19 protein-coding genes and 1 pseudogene are annotated in these 17,128 nt (G+C 46.2%); 15 read left to right on the top strand and 5 right to left on the bottom strand.

Annotated elements, in window-relative coordinates:
- The first annotated feature begins 2 nt into the window (after positions 1-2).
- A complete protein-coding gene (locus tag HMPREF9449_RS16900; protein ID WP_009135745.1) occupies positions 3-362 on the top strand; it encodes a hypothetical protein in 360 nt (119 codons plus the stop codon).
- On the opposite strand, the pseudogene tnpC reads toward HMPREF9449_RS16900, so the two are convergent.
- The 5 genes and pseudogenes from tnpC to HMPREF9449_RS02995 all read right to left on the bottom strand — a co-directional run bounded on the left by tnpC (position 250) and on the right by HMPREF9449_RS02995 (position 5,509).
- Positions 250-2,010: pseudogene (tnpC, locus tag HMPREF9449_RS02975) on the bottom strand (IS66 family transposase). The gene HMPREF9449_RS16900 and the pseudogene tnpC overlap by 113 nt on opposite strands.
- Positions 2,011-2,095: 85 nt before the next feature.
- Positions 2,096-2,443 (bottom strand): IS66 family insertion sequence element accessory protein TnpB, encoded by a 348-nt coding sequence (gene tnpB, locus HMPREF9449_RS02980; RefSeq protein WP_009135747.1) that lies wholly within the window; start codon positions 2,441-2,443, stop codon positions 2,096-2,098.
- Between the two features lies 1 nt (position 2,444).
- Positions 2,445-2,813, bottom strand: a complete 369-nt coding sequence (locus HMPREF9449_RS02985; RefSeq protein ID WP_009135748.1) for a hypothetical protein — start codon at positions 2,811-2,813, stop codon at positions 2,445-2,447.
- A 271-nt stretch (positions 2,814-3,084) separates the two neighbouring features.
- Positions 3,085-4,062 carry a bacteriophage abortive infection AbiH family protein gene (locus HMPREF9449_RS02990; RefSeq protein WP_009135749.1) on the bottom strand — a complete coding sequence of 326 codons (978 nt, stop codon included), beginning with the start codon at positions 4,060-4,062 and terminating at the stop codon, positions 3,085-3,087.
- A gap of 16 nt (positions 4,063-4,078) precedes the next feature.
- The gene (locus HMPREF9449_RS02995) at positions 4,079-5,509 is read right to left on the bottom strand and encodes a hypothetical protein (RefSeq protein ID WP_009135750.1); all 1,431 of its coding nucleotides are present in this window, start codon (positions 5,507-5,509) and stop codon (positions 4,079-4,081) included.
- 246 nt (positions 5,510-5,755) lie between these two features.
- Here HMPREF9449_RS02995 and HMPREF9449_RS03000 point away from each other — a divergent pair, with 246 nt between their 5' ends.
- Genes HMPREF9449_RS03000 through HMPREF9449_RS03065 form a run of 14 tightly spaced genes read left to right on the top strand, consistent with a single transcriptional unit; the run spans position 5,756 to position 17,040 of the window.
- Positions 5,756-6,052, top strand: coding sequence for a DUF4134 domain-containing protein (locus HMPREF9449_RS03000; RefSeq protein WP_009135751.1), 297 nt, complete (start codon positions 5,756-5,758; stop codon positions 6,050-6,052).
- Position 6,053: 1 nt separating this feature from the next.
- Positions 6,054-6,386, top strand: a complete 333-nt coding sequence (locus HMPREF9449_RS03005) for a DUF4133 domain-containing protein (RefSeq protein WP_040611182.1) — start codon at positions 6,054-6,056, stop codon at positions 6,384-6,386.
- On the top strand, positions 6,383-8,881 hold the full coding sequence (locus HMPREF9449_RS03010) for a TraG family conjugative transposon ATPase (RefSeq protein ID WP_009135752.1): 2,499 nt from the start codon (positions 6,383-6,385) through the stop codon (positions 8,879-8,881). Before HMPREF9449_RS03005 ends, HMPREF9449_RS03010 begins: the two co-directional genes overlap by 4 nt.
- 32 nt (positions 8,882-8,913) lie before the next feature.
- Complete coding sequence (locus HMPREF9449_RS03015) at positions 8,914-9,534, top strand: hypothetical protein (RefSeq protein ID WP_009135753.1); 621 nt, start codon at positions 8,914-8,916, stop codon at positions 9,532-9,534.
- 38 nt (positions 9,535-9,572) lie between these two features.
- Complete coding sequence (locus tag HMPREF9449_RS03020; protein ID WP_009135754.1) at positions 9,573-10,202, top strand: DUF4141 domain-containing protein; 630 nt, start codon at positions 9,573-9,575, stop codon at positions 10,200-10,202.
- 18 nt (positions 10,203-10,220) lie between these two features.
- Positions 10,221-11,225 carry a conjugative transposon protein TraJ gene (gene traJ, locus HMPREF9449_RS03025; protein ID WP_040611183.1) on the top strand — a complete coding sequence of 335 codons (1,005 nt, stop codon included), beginning with the start codon at positions 10,221-10,223 and terminating at the stop codon, positions 11,223-11,225.
- 33 nt (positions 11,226-11,258) lie between these two features.
- The gene (gene traK / locus HMPREF9449_RS03030; protein WP_009135756.1) at positions 11,259-11,882 is read left to right on the top strand and encodes a conjugative transposon protein TraK; all 624 of its coding nucleotides are present in this window, start codon (positions 11,259-11,261) and stop codon (positions 11,880-11,882) included.
- 12 nt (positions 11,883-11,894) lie between these two features.
- On the top strand, positions 11,895-12,200 hold the full coding sequence (locus HMPREF9449_RS03035; protein ID WP_009135757.1) for a TraL conjugative transposon family protein: 306 nt from the start codon (positions 11,895-11,897) through the stop codon (positions 12,198-12,200).
- On the top strand, positions 12,193-13,461 hold the full coding sequence (gene traM / locus HMPREF9449_RS03040; protein WP_009135758.1) for a conjugative transposon protein TraM: 1,269 nt from the start codon (positions 12,193-12,195) through the stop codon (positions 13,459-13,461). The genes HMPREF9449_RS03035 and traM overlap by 8 nt, the downstream gene beginning before the upstream one ends.
- Positions 13,462-13,484: 23 nt before the next feature.
- Entirely contained in the window at positions 13,485-14,468 is a 984-nt protein-coding gene (gene traN, locus HMPREF9449_RS03045; RefSeq protein WP_009135759.1) for a conjugative transposon protein TraN, read from the top strand.
- 2 nt (positions 14,469-14,470) lie between these two features.
- On the top strand, positions 14,471-15,043 hold the full coding sequence (locus HMPREF9449_RS03050) for a conjugal transfer protein TraO (protein WP_009135760.1): 573 nt from the start codon (positions 14,471-14,473) through the stop codon (positions 15,041-15,043).
- A gap of 13 nt (positions 15,044-15,056) precedes the next feature.
- On the top strand, positions 15,057-15,923 hold the full coding sequence (locus tag HMPREF9449_RS03055; RefSeq protein WP_009135761.1) for a toprim domain-containing protein: 867 nt from the start codon (positions 15,057-15,059) through the stop codon (positions 15,921-15,923).
- 39 nt (positions 15,924-15,962) lie between these two features.
- Entirely contained in the window at positions 15,963-16,514 is a 552-nt protein-coding gene (locus HMPREF9449_RS03060; protein WP_009135762.1) for a DUF3872 domain-containing protein, read from the top strand.
- 13 nt (positions 16,515-16,527) lie between these two features.
- Entirely contained in the window at positions 16,528-17,040 is a 513-nt protein-coding gene (locus HMPREF9449_RS03065; protein ID WP_009135763.1) for a glycoside hydrolase family protein, read from the top strand.
- The last annotated feature ends 88 nt before the right edge of the window (positions 17,041-17,128 follow it).

A 17,128-nucleotide genomic window follows, 5' to 3' on the forward strand; every position in this document is an offset into this window, starting at 1 on the left:
ATATGGAATCGAATGTGAAAAACAAAAAACAACAAGCAATGCCGAAGTCAGAAGCAGAATCTTTCGGCATAAAAAGAAATCCTGCAATTCGTGCCCCACGCATCTATCTGTCTGAAGAAGAAATCATCAGAATTATGCGGAAAGAAGCCGCTATTAAAAAGAGTAATCATTCTATTTTCCGCCACGACAATTTTATCGGCTGTTTTTCAGCCGATAAAATAAAAATTCCCGCAAGAAAATATTTTTGTTTTAACATTCCGGTTTATAAAAACATGGTAGAAGAGCTTTCTTGTCGCAGTCCTTACCATGAAGAATACATTCGAACAGGTGCTTCAGGTAATCCTGAGGATCTATGCCATTAAGCTTGCAGCTTTCTATCAGAGAGAAGACGAATGCCGAGTTTTCTGCCGCACCCTCACTGCCTATGTTCATGCAGTTCTTGAGCAACAGCTTTACCGGTTTCATCCTTTGTTCACAGAGGTTGTTCGATATTTCCGCTGCACCGTCCTTGAGGATATTTCTCAGGGACCTTCACTGGTTTAACGTATAATTGACAGCCTTTCTCATCAGTTCGTTAGCCATAATCTTCGCATCCTGCATCATCATGACCACCTTATGATGGATACTTTCAAGGATTGGTCCTGTAAGCTTCCGTCTTTACCCCTTTATCAGCTCACCGCTGAGCTTCATGGTGCGGAACAGGTCTTCATTCATGAACATATCGCCGATGGAGTCTACTATCTCCATCGCTGTTCTGTCCGAAGGCAAGGCATCAACCCACAGCCTTCTGCAGTGCGTCCAGCATCCTATATGAAGCACCTTTGAGTCTTCTCCATCATACATCCTGTAAACCGTATATCCGTCAGTGGACAGGGTCCCCGTAAAATGTTCCGGGAACGACTTCGCCGCATCGGATGACCTGCTGCCGTTGTTATAGTGATAATAGACCATCTTCATATGCTTTGCAAAGAAAGCCCACAAGTACTTTCTCCTGTAAGCCTTGCCTTCCTTTGTTTCTACGCCTACAAGTTCGGTCGTTTCATCAACCATAAGGTATTTGGCCTGCTGTACAAACTTCCTGAATACGTCTCCGATAAATTCCTTGAGTTTGGCGATTCCGTTATGGATATAGCTGTTCAGTGTGGTGTTGCTTATGTGGATGCCCTCTCTTGCAAGCAGCCGTATCTGTCTGTTCTTTTGCATGCTGAAGTCGTATTTCAGACAGAGCAGACGGGCAAGCAGTTCAGGAGAGAATATGCCTCCAAGGTCTTTCAGCGGATGTCCCATCGTGCTCGCGAAGGTACCGTCTGCAAGCTTTACCCTTGCCGCCTCGTACACATGCTCCACGTTATGGACCCGCACATGTTCTATGACCCTGTATTCCCACACATCAGGCATACCGTTGCGCTTCATGAACCGTCCCCCTTCGGGAAGCGTGTAATACTCGTCCACTTCATGTACCACAACCTTGTCAACTTTCAGTTTGGTCTTCGCGGCACGCGGTGCGGTTTCCTTTCTCCTTGAAAGTTTGCTGTTCTGTGCAGGCGTGCTGTCAGAAGTGCCATTGCTGCCGGTTTCGTTACCGTCAGCCTTACTGTCATCATCGTCCTTTTTGTCAGAACCGTCATATTCGGACTTATGCAGTGCAGACTTGTCAAGGTTACGGTTGTTCAGCAGCTGCCTTTGCTCGGATGTACGGCCGAAACGGTGTTTCCTGCTGTCCTCAAGCTGAAGCCTGAGATTGGATATCTCGTTTGCCGGCATCCGGTTCACCTCGTCTTTCGCTTCAAGCTGCTTTCTCATAAGCCCCATTTCTTTTCGATGGTTCTCGACTGTTACGGATAATTCATTGATTGTATCAACCAGAGCCTTGGAGTTCTCCTTGTTGGATTCTTCAATAGCTTTAAGCCTCGCAATCAGTTCGTTTACCTGTTTGCGAAGCCCTGCCTTTTCCTCATTCGCCAGACCCGGCTGACAGCAAATTAACTCGTATGCTCTTTCATCAATCATGATGTAAAGATACGAGAAATCAGGCAGTTAAGCAAACTCTTTACTGGTTGTTTTTATATTATTCCATTGGGTATCAATACTTTTGTTATTTGTCTTTGGGGCTTGCATACATCCTGTCGACTACGATGCTTTCCGTCAGGTAAGCCATATCAGACCACTGGATCTGGTAGCATCTGGAAACTTCATCAAACACTGGTTTCTTGAATTTCCCCATGACTGGACGTTTTTCGTAAAGCACATAAAAACCGCGTTCGTAATGAAGTATCTTCACAACCTTGCGGTTCCGGGACATGAACATATAGACGTTGGAGGCATCGCTCGGGTCAAGTGACATCTCTTCCCTTATACTCTCACATAATCGGAAAATACCTTTCCGCAGATCCACATTACCGTTGAACAGGTAATAGTTCAGGTTAGCACTCAGTCCCAGCATGTCATCCTATCATTTTATTGAGCAGCAGGCTCAGGTCAAGTACTGTGGTGTTTCTCAGGAAAAGGGTTGCACCGGATACCAGTTGCAGCTTCACCCATCTTATCGGAGCTTCACCTTCCGGCTGTTTCACTTCCATCTTCACGGTAGGACTGTTGCAGGGTTTGCCGGTTATCTGCACCTTGGCCACCTTGGGATGTTCCATCTGGACTGTCTTCCCCAACTTTTCGTTCCACAGCTGGTGGCGCTGCCAGTTCATGAACTTGTCGTAATTCACTTCATAATCCGTACAGAACTCCCGAAGGTCCTTGGTCTCGCAGCACAGCTGATAGAGGTCGTACACCTCCTGATAGTTTACTTTCTCTTTTGCCATAATCTTTGTCGTTTATAGTTACGGAGCAAAGATAGGTTAGGCTGCAATGTCTGTCAAGGCGGAGAATAGAATGGTTACTTAAAAAGAAGATAGGAAATCTTATTGATAGTATGTTTTGTGATGACTCACATACTCCGGCAATGGATAATACCGAAAAACAGACAGAGGCATTTGATATAAATGAATTCGTTTAATTGTTTCTTTTTGTTGTCATATTTTTCAGAAGGCATATCGATGCGATATCGGTGTGCCTTTTTCAAAAATCAAATTGTCATAAATCAGGAAATGGTATTTTCAGTTGTGTGGTGTCAATTATGTTCTTCAATTCTATGATATCGTAATCATGAATGTTGTTATTTTCGCAAAAACGTTTAATTTTCGCAGAATTAAAATCTTTATAGTCACTAAATTCCCATTTTGCAGACTTGACTATTGATAATATATGTTTAAGATATGGTATATCAACTTCTGACAAAGCCAATCCATAAACATATATATTGGTTACTTCAGCAAGGAAGTTGAAGAATTGATTATGCTTTTTAATTATTTCTTCTACAGGTTTTCTTTGAGAAGCAACGCCACTGATTGCCGCTTGTCTTGCTAATTGCTCATGAAGTTCATATGAGTTTGCCTGCTCTTCATAAAATTGGCTCAGTTCGTATTCATCCAAGTCTTTAGAGGGAATAGGAAGTTCTTCTTCATTAAGAGCATCAAGTTCTTCATAACTTTTACCGTGACCTAAAACAAAATTTTCATATTCATCAATACATCCATGAATATGAAGAATATTATGCTGATTGATTCCGTATAAATTTTCCAATGTTTTAGTATAATTGAAATTTATGAAGATAGAATCTTGGATTATCAATTTGACTTTCTTTGATTCTAAAGGAGGATTTAATTTCATTATCCATTCATGAAAACACTTTCTTAGCTCAGAATATAATTCTTCCAGTTGATTTTCAACTTCAACTTGAGCATCAGTCCACATTCCATCACAATGGTCAGAAGTTAAATCTGGTCGATTTTCATTTGCAATTTCGCTGCTGTATCTAATAGCATCCAAAGAGGCTAATTGATTTTCAAAGTCTGACCACCATTCTTCATTACAAATACCATATATCTCATCGACTTTTTCAATTACATCAGGATGATTCTCATACATCCATTCTTGAAAATTTTTGTATGAACTGTTAATTCCATGATGAAGATCGAAACCATTACCAATTATATATAAATGCTTTGTCATAAAATTTACTACGGATTTAAATTAAAACTGGTTCTTCTGCAGAGATGGCTTTTTTAAGACCCATCAAAACAGCATTATTCACAATCAAACCATAAAATCCACTTTCTCGAAATAACAATAATGTACATAATTTTTGTAATTCAAGACTTGCGTACATTATTTCCTCAAAAGATTCTTCGAAACAATGGCCAAGAATATGACCATGAAGAAATCTATTTCTACTATCAATTACACCTTTTTCTTGTTTTGAAAGTGTATATTTTCTTTGAGAGAATGGCAAAGAGAGCTTATCTTTATTTGACGCTGTATTAAAAGAGTTTAGTTTGTTTCTCATATTTACCGCATGATCTTCTGTAATTATTTCTTCTTTGCGAAGGCTATTGATTAAATCTTCAAAAGGAGGTCTTACATTTGTTTTCCAATTATCATTACTCAAATAGAATTTATCTTTAGAATCTTCAAGTGCTGAACAAATGGTTTCAAGCGCAACAGCACACATCGCTCCTTGATAATCTAATGACATAGTGGATGATTCTATCAAAATCAGAGTCGCTCTTGCCAAATCTTCATTTCCATACAGCATTAGAACTATTTTTTCAAATTCATCAATTTGTATCCAATCCTGTAAATGGGCTTTAAATGTTTCGCCATCATATAATTGTTTCATTGCATAATCAACATGATTCCTTGTCAAACATTCTTTAACAGAATACATATTTGTCGTAAAGAATTGGTATTGTCCTTTAATAGTTGGTCTCATTTGTGTGAATCCGCATATTAAATCGTCTGTAAAATTCTCAGTTCTCGTTGCAATTATATATGCATAATCAAAAGGAATAGTAGACGTAACTAACCCCAATGATAAAGAGATTGAATAAATGTACTTTTGCATCATTTCATAAGTACATTTCATTTCTGATTCAATAGTGAGATATTTTTGTTCTCCTATATGTACTGGATACATCTGAATTTCACCTTTGGGAAATTTAATTGGTATTAAACCTGAATACCTGTTTCTACCTGTTTGATAAGCAATGGTTCTTATATTGCTAACCCAAAATACTTTTTCGATAGGCAATATAAATCTATAGTAATATTCCTCTTTTTCATTCCATTTTTCATTCATCAATCGAGAAATACTAATGTGATAATTCTGTAATTCCGTGTCTGAGTCACCTAAGTTTAGAGTTCCATTTAATACCCCATTTTGGTCTGGATCTACATACTTTTCCCCATTGTTATTTATTACATAGAATTGACCTAAAAATCCCGAAGAATAGCCTTTAAAGGCTTCTTCTGTTGTTAGCTGAAAATCAAGACGCAATTCTCTATCATTGATAGATAATTGCGCATTTCTATCTGTAAATGGCAATCCGGATAATTTAATATTTTGTTGAAAATTGCTAACAAAGTCAAAAGTTGACGAAAGATCTTTTTCTATGCACATAATATTTTGATTTTGCTAATTGAGAGAATACAAAGTTAGTCATATCCTATAATTAATTAGCTTATTTCAAATGGAATATTGATAAATTTTATGGCTGTTGTTTACAAGTCGATTAAATAATCCCTTGCCGATGTAACGTGATGTTATATGGTGTCACATATCGTACGATTTGTAAATCAATGGATTAAGCATTATATATTCGCAGTCGAAATCATTTTTTGTCTCACCAATTAAAAGTTTCGACACATGAAAAAAAGATTCTTTTTGGCAGCTATGACGCTGCTGATTTCAATGGGGGCATTTGCCCAGGGCAACGGTATCGGTGGAATTACGGAAGCTACCAACATGGTCACTTCGTATTTCGATCCCGGCACCAAGCTGATTTACGCCATCGGTGCCGTTATCGGCCTTATCGGAGGCGTGAAGGTCTATTCCAAGTTCTCGTCAGGCGACCCTGACACCTCAAAGACTGCCGCCAGCTGGTTCGGTGCGTGTATCTTCCTGATTGTCGCAGCCACCATCTTACGCTCATTCTTCCTGTAATATGGCGGAATTCAATGTCAACAAGGGGATTGGGCGCAGCCCGGAGTTCAAAGGGCTCAAGAGCCAGTACCTGTTCATCTTTGCAGGAGGATTGCTTGCGTTGTTCGTAATCTTCGTCATCATGTATATGGCAGGTATCGACCAGTGGGTCTGCATCGGTTTCGGGGTCGTTTCCGCATCGGTGCTGGTCTGGGTCACTTTCAGGATGAACTCGAAATACGGTGAATGGGGCCTTATGAAACTCCATGCGTTGCGCAGCCATCCCCGCTACATCATCAGCCGGAGAAAGTTCCTCCGGTTGTTTTCTCCAACCATTAAAAACAGAAAAGCATGAAAAACGTAATGAAAACAGCCACGCTGGAAAGCAAGTTCCCGCTGTTGGCCGTGGAGAACGGCTGCATCATCAGCAAGGATGCGGACATCACCATGGCATACCGGGTGGAACTGCCCGAACTGTTTACGCTGACACGTGCCGAGTACGAGTCCATGCACTCCACCTGGGCAAAAGCGGTAAAGGTTTTGCCGAACTACAGCATCGTACACAAGCAGGACTTCTTCATTGAAGAGGGATACAAGCCGGATATCTGCAAGGAAGACCTGAGCTTTCTGAGCCGCAGTTTCGAGCGGCATTTCAACGAGCGGCCGTATTTGCAGCATACCTGTTACCTGTTCCTGACGAAGACCACGAAGGAACACAGCCGGACGACCAGCAGTTTCAATGCACTTACAAGGGGATTCATTATCCCCAAGGAAATGCAGGACAAGGAAACCGTCACTCGGTTCATGGAGTGCTGCGGACAATTCGAACGCATCGTGAACGACAGCGGCCTGCTACGTATCATCCGCCTGACGGATGAGGATATCATTGGGAGCAAAAATTCCGCCGGCATCATCGAGAAGTATTTTTCCATGTCGCAGGAAGATGCTACCAGCTTGCAGGATCTGTCACTCGGTGCCGGGGAAATGAAGGTGGGCGACAACTACCTGTGCCTTCATACGCTTTCCGATCCGGAAGACCTGCCGTCGAACGTGTCAACCGACTGCCGGTATGAAAGGCTCTCGACAGACCGGAGCGACTGCCGGCTGTCCTTTGCCGCACCGATAGGCATCCTGCTTACCTGCAACCATGTGGTGAACCAGTATCTCTTCATTGATGATTCGGCTGAAATTCTCAGGAAATTCGAGCAGACCGCACGGAACATGCACTCGCTTTCCCGTTACAGCCGTTCCAACCAGATCAACCGCGAATGGATTGAAGAGTACCTGAACGAGGCACACAGCAAGGGGCTGACCTCCATCCGTGCACACTGCAACGTCATGGCCTGGAGCGATGACCGGGAAAAGTTGAAGCGCATCAAGAACGACGTGGGCAGCCAACTGGCGTTGATGGAAGCGAAACCGCGTCACAACACGGTGGACGTGCCGACCCTCTTCTGGGCGGCGATACCCGGCAATGCAGGGGATTTCCCTTCAGAAGAAAGTTTCCACACCTTTATCGAGCAGGCCCTGTGCCTGTTCATCGGGGAAACCTCCTATAAGGATTCACTCTCCCCGTTCGGCATCCGCATGGTGGACCGCCTGACCGGAAAACCCGTCCATCTGGACATTTCCGACCTGCCCATGAAGAACGGCACCATCACCAACCGTAACAAATTCATCCTCGGACCTTCAGGTAGCGGTAAATCATTTTTTACCAATCACATGGTACGCCAGTATTACGAGCAGGGAACGCATGTGTTGTTGGTGGATACCGGAAATTCCTATCAGGGGCTGTGCAACCTTATCCATGCCAGGACACATGGTGAGGACGGAATTTATTTCACCTATGAGGAAAATAATCCGATAGCTTTCAACCCCTTCTATGTGGAAGACGGGATTTTCGACATCGAGAAGAAAGAATCCATCAAGACGCTTATCCTTACCTTGTGGAAGCGTGATGACGAACCGCCGACACGTGCAGAGGAGGTGGCATTGTCCAATGCGGTCAATCTCTTTTTGGAGAAGATTCGCAGGGACAGCGGCCTGAAACCGTCTTTCAATACTTTCTATGAGTTTATCCGTGACGAATATCAGAATATTCTGGAAAAGAAACGCACCCGTGAGAAGGATTTTGACGTATGGGGATTCCTCAATGTACTGGAGCCCTACTACAAAGGTGGCGAGTATGACTATCTGCTCAACTCCGACAAGCAGCTTGATTTACAGAGTAAACGCTTCATCGTCTTTGAGTTGGACAATATCAAGGATAATAAAGTACTCTTCCCGATAGTCACCATTATCATTATGGAAACCTTCATCAACAAAATGAGAAAACTGAAGGGAATCCGCAAGATGATATTGCTGGAAGAGGCTTGGAAAGCCATCAGCAAAGAGGGCATGGCAGAATATTTAAAGTACCTCTTCAAGACCGTCAGAAAGTTTTTCGGCGAAGCCGTGGTCGTGACCCAGGAAGTGGAGGATATCATTTCTTCTCCCATTGTCAAGGGAACCATCATCAACAACAGTGACTGCAAAATTCTGCTTGACCAGCGCAAGTATATGAACAAGTTTGACGAGATCCAGACCTTGCTCGGTTTGACCGACAAGGAGCGTGCGCAGATACTTTCCATCAATATGTCCAACAATCCGTCCCGAAAATACAAGGAAGTGTGGATTGGACTGGGCGGTACGCAGTCGGCGGTCTATGCTACGGAAGTTTCATTGGAAGAATATTATACATATACCACTGAGGAGACCGAAAAACTTGAGCTGATGCGGCTTACGGAGAAACTCGGCGGCAATATAGAGCTTGCCATCAAGCAGTTGGCCGAAAGTAAAAGAGAAAAATAAGATTGTTATAAACCTATTTAAAGGCAACATGTATGCATGAAAGATTTGAACCAGATGAAAAGTGGCTCAGGGAAGTGACTGATTGCCTCTATTGGTCTCTGATGTATGACTGGGATATTCCCAAGCACATCCGGGATCACTATGGATTGACGGAGGATTACCGGCTGTATCATCAGCTCAATGCTATGAAGAATGATGAATACAGGCAGAAAAGGCTGCTTGGTGAGATTCCTGATGTGCTGGAAATAGATGCGAGGCTGACACACCGCGCTGAAGAACTATTTGAAAGGCTCTGTCCCCATCCCCCTGTCGAATATCTCGACAAGCTGAATACCGAATTGGAGAGATTGGGGCAGATAGCCGCTATACCGGAATCCGTTCATGATATCCTTCATGTCCATCCGGGATTTCTTGCCAAATATGGCATAGACAAGAACGCTTCCGCCACGGAACGTTCATGTCAGGCTGAAAAAGCATACCGGGAACTGGATGCCCGGTTTGTCAGGATGACCGGACGCAGACCGTATGCTGACGAACTCTTTGCCACTATCAGAAGCAAGAGGGAGGATTCCCGAATAGAGAACCGTACGAGACAGGCGCAACGGGCCATCCTACGGAATCTGCCGACCAAGGGGCGGAAATTCGGAATCTGATATTCAACAGGATTATTCACTATAAAAACAAGAACATCATGAAAAAGAAAATTCTCATGCTGTGCATGGGCTGCTTCCTTGCCAGCTTCACAGCACAAGCCCAATGGGTCGTGAGCGATCCGGGCAATCTGGCACAGGGCATCATCAATGCCGCCAAGAACATTGTTCATACGTCTTCCACGGCGAACAATATGCTCAACAATTTTCAGGAAACCGTGAAAATCTACAAGCAGGGCAAGGAGTATTATGACGGATTGCGCAAGGTCAAGAACCTTGTCCGGGATGCCCGCAAGGTCCAGCAGACCATCCTGATGGTGGGAGATATCACGGACATCTATGTCACCAGCTTCGAGCGTATGCTCAGCGACCCGTATTTTACACCGGAAGAACTGAGTGCCATTGCCCTTGGATACACCAAACTGCTGGAAGAAAGTGCCCATCTGCTGAACGATCTGAAGACGGTGGTCAACGAGAACGGGCTTTCCATGAACGACAAGGAAAGGATGGACATCATCGACCGTTGCTACAACGACATGCTGCAAAACCGCAGCCTGGTGCAGTATTATACCAACAAGAATATCGGGGTGTCCTACCTGCGTGCCAAGAAACGGAACGATCTGGACCGTGTAATGGCTCTCTACGGTTCACCGAACGAACGTTATTGGTAATCCTCATTCCGAATGCTTATGGTATTGTTGGCTGCAAATTTTGACAACCTGCATCAGATTTTACAGAATCTGTATGTGGAAATGATGCCGCTCTGCTCACAGATGACCGGTGTCGCCCGAGGGCTTGCCGGGCTAGGTGCTCTTTTCTATGTGGCATATCGTGTATGGCAGGCTCTGGCCCGTGCCGAACCCGTGGATGTCTTTCCGCTTCTTCGTCCGTTCGCTCTGGGACTCTGTATCATGTTCTTTCCGACACTTGTACTGGGTACGCTGAACAGCATCCTGTCACCGGTCGTGAAAGGCACGCATACGATTCTCGAAAGCCAGACCTTTGACATGAACGAGTACCGGGCACAGAAGGACAAGCTGGAGATGGAGGCTATGAAACGGAATCCCGAGACTGCCTATCTGGTGGACAAGGAGGCTTTTGACAACAAACTGGACGAACTGGGCGCATTGGATGCGATAGAGGCCTGCGGAATGTATGTGGACCGTGCCATGTATAACATGAAAAAGTCGGTACAGGATTTTTTCCGGGAACTGCTGGAACTCCTTTTCAATGCTGCGGCACTGGTCATTGATACGCTGAGGACATTCTTCCTGATCGTCCTTTCGATACTCGGTCCCGTTTCCTTTGCCCTTTCCTGCTGGGACGGGTTTCAGGCATCTCTCAGCCAGTGGTTCGTCCGCTACATCAGCATCTACCTTTGGCTTCCTGTCAGCGACCTGTTCAGCAGTGTGCTGGCGAGAATCCAGGTGCTGATGCTACAAAGGGACATCGAGCAGCTTTCCGATCCGGATTTCATCCCTGACAGTTCAAACGCAGTTTACATCACGTTTCTGATAATCGGCATTATCGGGTATTTCACCATCCCGACCGTATCCAACTGGATTGTGCAGGCCGGAGGCGGTACGGGCAATTATGGAAAGAACGTGAATCAGGCGGCATCCAAGACCGGCTCTGTGGTGGCAGGAAGTGCCGGAGCGGCGGTGGGAAACATTGCCGGAAGGCTGGTCAAGTGAGTTTAGGTAATAACAGTATAAAACATTTACAGAATGGAATTCAAATCATTGAAGAATATCGAGACAAGTTTCAAACACCTCCGCCTGTTCGGAATCATCTATCTGTGTGTCTGTACGCTTCTTGTGGGATTTTCAGTATGGAAGGCTTACAGCTTTGCGGAAGCGCAACGGGAGAAGATCTATGTCCTGGATGAGGGAAAGTCGTTGATGCTGGCCCTTTCACAAGACTTGGAACAGAACCGCCCGGTGGAGGCAAGGGAACATGTCAGGAGGTTTCATGAACTGTTCTTTACGCTGTCTCCCGACAAAAGCGCGATTGAGGGTAATATCCAACGGGCGATGTTCCTCTGCGACCGTTCTGCCTATGCCCATTATGTGGATCTGGCAGAACAGGGATATTACAACCGGATCATTTCGGGAAACATGAGCCAGCGGATTGGGATTGACAGTGTCAGGTGCGATTTCAATACCTATCCGTATGAGGTCGTGACCTATGCGAAACTCTCCATTATCAGGGAGAAGAGTGTGACCGAACGCAGCCTTGTCACACGTGGCAGGCTGCTGAACTCCATCCGCAGCGACAATAATCCGCACGGTTTCATCCTTGAAGCCTTCCGTGTGGTGGAGAACAGGGATATCAGAGTGTATGACCGTTAAAATTTCGAATGTATGAAACAGATGTTTGTAAGAATCAAGGAAACCGTTGCAGAAAAGCTTCGGGATTTGTGTGCCGGGCTTTCTCCGGAAAAGAGAATGTTGGCAGTCATCGTGCCGGCTGTCCTGTTTGCTCTCGGAAATTTCTATCTGATTTTCCGTGCCATCTATGACATCGGACGGGAGGATGTACAGCGGGACATCATTGAGATAGCTCCGTTGGACATTCCGGATATCGTTCCTGCCGATACAATTCCGGATGAAAAAATGCAGGAAATGGAAGATTTCTTTAACCAATTCAATCAGGAAGAAAATGAGTAATAATGCAGACAAATTGAGACAGAGGCTGGAAATCAGGAAATATCTAGTTTTTGCCGGAATGTTCCTTCTCTTCCTTGGTGCGATGTGGTTCATCTTCGCACCGTCTGAAGAGGACAGACGAAAGGAGGAAAAAAATGCGGGCTTCAATACCGAACTGCCTGACCCGAGGGAAGCCGGCATAGAGGGAGACAAGATCGCTGCCTACGAACAGGCGGACATGAAGCGCAAACAGGCAGAAAAAATGCGCACGCTGGGAGACTTCTCCGGCATTTCGGACGAGAACTCCGGAACTCGCGTACAGCTGTCACCGGATGCGGATGACAAGGAAAGCAGCTTGCATGAAACCGGCCGAAGGGAGGAAGCCCGTTTTTCATCCGTTTCAGCCTACAATGACATCAACAGGACCCTCGGCAATTTTTACGAGTCACCGCAGGAAGACCCGGAAAAGGAGGCCTTGAAAGCCGAGGTGGAACAGCTGAAGCAGGCGGCTGCCGCACAGAATGCACAGCCGGGCTATGAGGAACAGGTGGCACTTTTGGAAAAGTCCTACGAGCTCGCGGCCAAGTACATGCCGGGCAATGGCGGCAAAAACAAGGGAAAGCATCCGGATGATGGAGAAAGAGGACGGGATGGAAACATGAAAGCCGTTCCCGTCGGGCTGGTCTCCACACCCGTAGTATCATCGTTGCCGCAACCGGTCCGGGATTCCGTGTCATTAACGGGAAGGACATTGGCGGAAAGATTCCATACCCCGATTGGCCACAGGGATAAAAAAGACGTGAGGAATACCATACGGGCCTGCATCCACGGGAACCAGACTGTAATCAGCGGTCAGGGTGTGAGGATGAGACTGCAAGAACCGATGCGTGTAGGAAAGCATGTCCTTCCCAAAAACTCCTTGCTCATCGGAGAAGGGCGCATACAGGGAGAAAGGCTTCACGTCAATATCCTTCAGGTGGAATATGGCGGTACCATCATCCCCGTGAAACTTGCCGTGTATGACAATGACGGACAGGAAGGTATCTTCATTCCGGGGTCCATGGAAGCAAACGCTGTCAAGGAGGTTGCCGCCAATCTGGGGCAGAATCTCGGCACGAGCATCTCCATCACCAACCAGTCGGCAGGCGACCAGCTGCTTTCCGAACTCGGGAAGGGTGCCATACAGGGTGTCTCGCAGTACATCTCCCGGAAGATGCGTGAAGAGAAGGTGCATCTCAAATCCGGCTATACCCTGATGCTTTATCAGAATGACAATCAATGACAACCCATTAAAATTCAATCAACATGAAAAAGTTATTTGTAATGCTTGCCCTTGCAGGGGGCACCATGGGCGCATTTGCCCAGACTGAAACCGATAGTGCAGCGGTGGTAAACAAAGGAATAACACCGGTCAAGGAAGTGTATCCCCAAAAAGAGGAAGACGGGGACCTCTATCACGGGCTGACCCGAAAACTGACTTTCGACCGGATGATACCGCCGTACGGTCTGGAAGTGACTTACGACAAGACTACGCACATCATCTTCCCGTCTTCGGTGCGTTATGTGGACCTCGGATCGCCGAACCTCATTGCAGGCAAGGCGGACGGCGCGGAAAATGTCATCCGTGTAAAGGCTACCGTAAAGAATTTCCGTGAGGAGACCAACATGTCCGTGATAACCGAAAGCGGAAGTTTCTATACATTCAATGTAAAGTATGCGGAAGAACCGTTGTTGCTGAACATCGAGATGAAGGATTTCATCCATGACGGCAGCGAAGTGAACCGTCCCAACAACGCCCTTGACATTTACCTGAAGGAACTCGGCAGCGAGTCTCCGAAACTGGTATATCTCATTTCGAAGTCCGTCCATAAGGACAACAAAAGGCACATCAAGCATATCGGGAGCAAGGCGTTCGGCATCCAGTATCTGCTGCGCGGTCTTTACACCCATAACGGGCTGCTGTACTTTCATACACAAATCAGGAACCGGTCCAACGTACCTTATGAAGTGGATTTCGTGACATTCAAGATTGTGGACAAGAAGGTGATGAAACGTACCGCCATCCAGGAGCAGGTGATATTTCCTTTGCGTGCTTACGACTATGTAACAACTGTCGCAGGGAAAAAGGAAGGGCGCACCGTTTTCGTCCTGGACAAATTCACCATTCCCTCGGACAAGGTGCTGGTGGTGGAAATGCACGAGAAAAGCGGTGGAAGGAACCAGACCTTCACCGTGGAAAGTGAAGATATCGTGAGAGCCAGAGTTATCAACGAACTTAAAGTGAAGTAGTCATGAAGAAGTATCTGTTCCTATTCGTTACAGCCGTGTCGCTTGCCCTGTTCCCGGGGCGGGCACATGCCCAGCGGTACCTGCCCGGGATGAAGGGCGTGGAACTGCGCGGAGGATTTGCGAACGGCTCGAAATTCCCCTTGAATCATTATGCCGGATTTGCCGTTTCAGGATATACCAAAAGAGCCGACCGTTGGGTCATAGGTGCCGAGTATCTGATGAAGAATTACGGGTACCGGAACGTGAATGTGCCCTGCGCACAGTTCACGGCAGAAGGCGGCTATTACCTGAAATTCCTGTCGGACCCGACCAGGACGGTCTTTCTCTCCATTGGCGGTTCCGCACTGGCCGGCTATGAAACCGTAAATTGGGGAGACAGGATGCTGTTTGACGGTTCAACGCTGCTCGCCAAGGATGCGTTTGTCTATGGCGGTGCGATAACCCTGGAGCTTGAGACTTACCTGACAGACCGCATTGTCCTGCTTGCCAATATCCGGGAACGTGCCTTGTGGGGAAGTTCCCTGGAACTGTTTACAACCCAATTCGGATTGGGAATCAAATTCATTATCCATTAAAACTGTACCATCTATGACTATAGAAGAGATAAAAGCTATCCCTATCGCCGCTTTTCTGGCAAGGATGGGATATGAACCGGCAAGAAGACGGGGTGACGAATACTGGTATCTGGCCCCGTACCGGGAGGAACGCACCGCCTCGTTCCAGGTGAATGTACGAAAGGAAATCTGGCATGATTTCGGCACCGGGCAGGGAGGTGACATATTCAACCTTGCCGGGGAGTTTATCGGCAGCGGGGATTTCAAGGCGCAGGCCAGGTTCATCACAGAGACATGGGGCGGTCTCGCTCCCGAGCACAAGACCGTTTCCTGCACTGATGGGAGTGACAGGGAGAATCTCCTCAAGAAGGAGAGTTTCACGAATGTACGCTTCGGGCCTCTATACAACAGAGTCCTGCTCCGATATCTGGCAGAACGCGGCATTAGCAGCGATGTGGCTGTACCGAACTGTCGGGAAGTCAGATATACCTTGCACGGGAAACGGTATTTCGCCATCGGATTCAGGAATGTCAGCGACGGATACGAGTTGCGCAACCGTTTTTTCAAGGCCAGCCTGTCACCTAAGGACATTTCACTGATGGATAACGGTTCGGACACATGCAACCTCTTCGAGGGGTTTATCGACTGCCTTTCGTGGCTGGAACTCGGTCTGGGATATGGAGACGACTATCTTGTGTTGAACTCAGTGTCATTGCTGGAACGCTCGTTCCCTATTCTTGACAGGTACGAGAGGATCAACTGTTATCTGGACCGGGATGAAGCCGGACGGCGCACGCTGGAGGCACTCCGTAAACGCTATGCGGACAAACTGGTGGATTGTTCCTCTTTGTACAAAGGCTACAAGGACCTGAACGAATACCTGCAACATAAGTTCCTGTAAGTATCGAATAAAGTATAACGTATTAAAATCTGATAGAATATGAATGCAATGAATAAAAAAAGAGGATTGGCCGGAATGGTGGCAGTCCTGTTCCTGGGTCTGGCGGTTTTGCTGTTGCCCGCCTGTTCTGATGAAATGGAAGTACAGCAGTCTTATCCGTTCAAGGTGGAGACCCTGCCGGTTCCCACAAGTATTGTGAAAGGCGAGACGGTGGAAATACGCTGTGAACTCAAACGTGAAGGACATTTTTCCGATGCACGCTACACCATCCGCTATTTCCAGCCGGACGGCAAGGGCACGCTCCGCATGGATGACGGGATGGTGCTGTTGCCCAATGACCGCTATCCCCTTGACAGGGAAGTGTTCAGGTTATACTACACTTCTGAATGCGAGGATCAGCAGACAATCGACATCTATTTCGAGGACAACAGCGAGCCGGCACAGTTTTGCAGGCTGACCTTTGACTTCAACAACGAGACAGAGAAAAAGGATACCATCATACCTATAGGTCCTATAATACCTATAGAGCCAATAGGTCCTATAATACCTATTGGAGGTAAGCAACTGCCTGTCACAATAATCAGACACTAAGCCGATTCTGCCTATGAGGTTAAAATCAATATGGTTTACAGTGCTTTGCGCCACTTTCTTTTTTCCGGGTATGCCGTCAAGGGCAGGGAATCCGGTAAAGGAAAGTCCGGACAGGTTCACTCTTGCGGTCGAGTGTGTCAAGCGATTCGAGGGCTGGCATGGAGAAAAAAAGCATTGGCCTTATGTCGGGTGGGGGCACAAGGTTCTTCCCGGAGAGAGGTTTACCAACAGCATTTCCAAAGCGCAGGGAGACTCCATTCTGAGGGAAGACCTCCGTAAGCTGTGCCGCATGTTCAGTTATCTGGGGCGTGATTCTTTATTGGCAGCAGTCCTTTCATATAATGTCGGACCCTACAGATTAAAAGGCTATGGGAAAAGACCGAAAAGCCGTCTGTTAAAGAAGCTGGAGTCGGGAGACCGTAATATTTACAAGGAATATGTCTCTTTCAGGTGCTATAAAGGGAAAGTGGTTCCGAGCATCGAACGGAGAAGGAAGGTGGAATTCATGCTGCTTTTTGAAGAGTAAGTGAAAAAGGGAGAATCTTTCAGTTGTTATCACTGTCAGGTTCTCCCTTATTTTTTGGTTTTGTACGATTATTTAATAAGTTAGCATG

Origin of the sequence: Odoribacter laneus YIT 12061 (genome assembly GCF_000243215.1) — a bacterium.
Classification (GTDB): domain Bacteria; phylum Bacteroidota; class Bacteroidia; order Bacteroidales; family Marinifilaceae; genus Culturomica; species Culturomica lanea.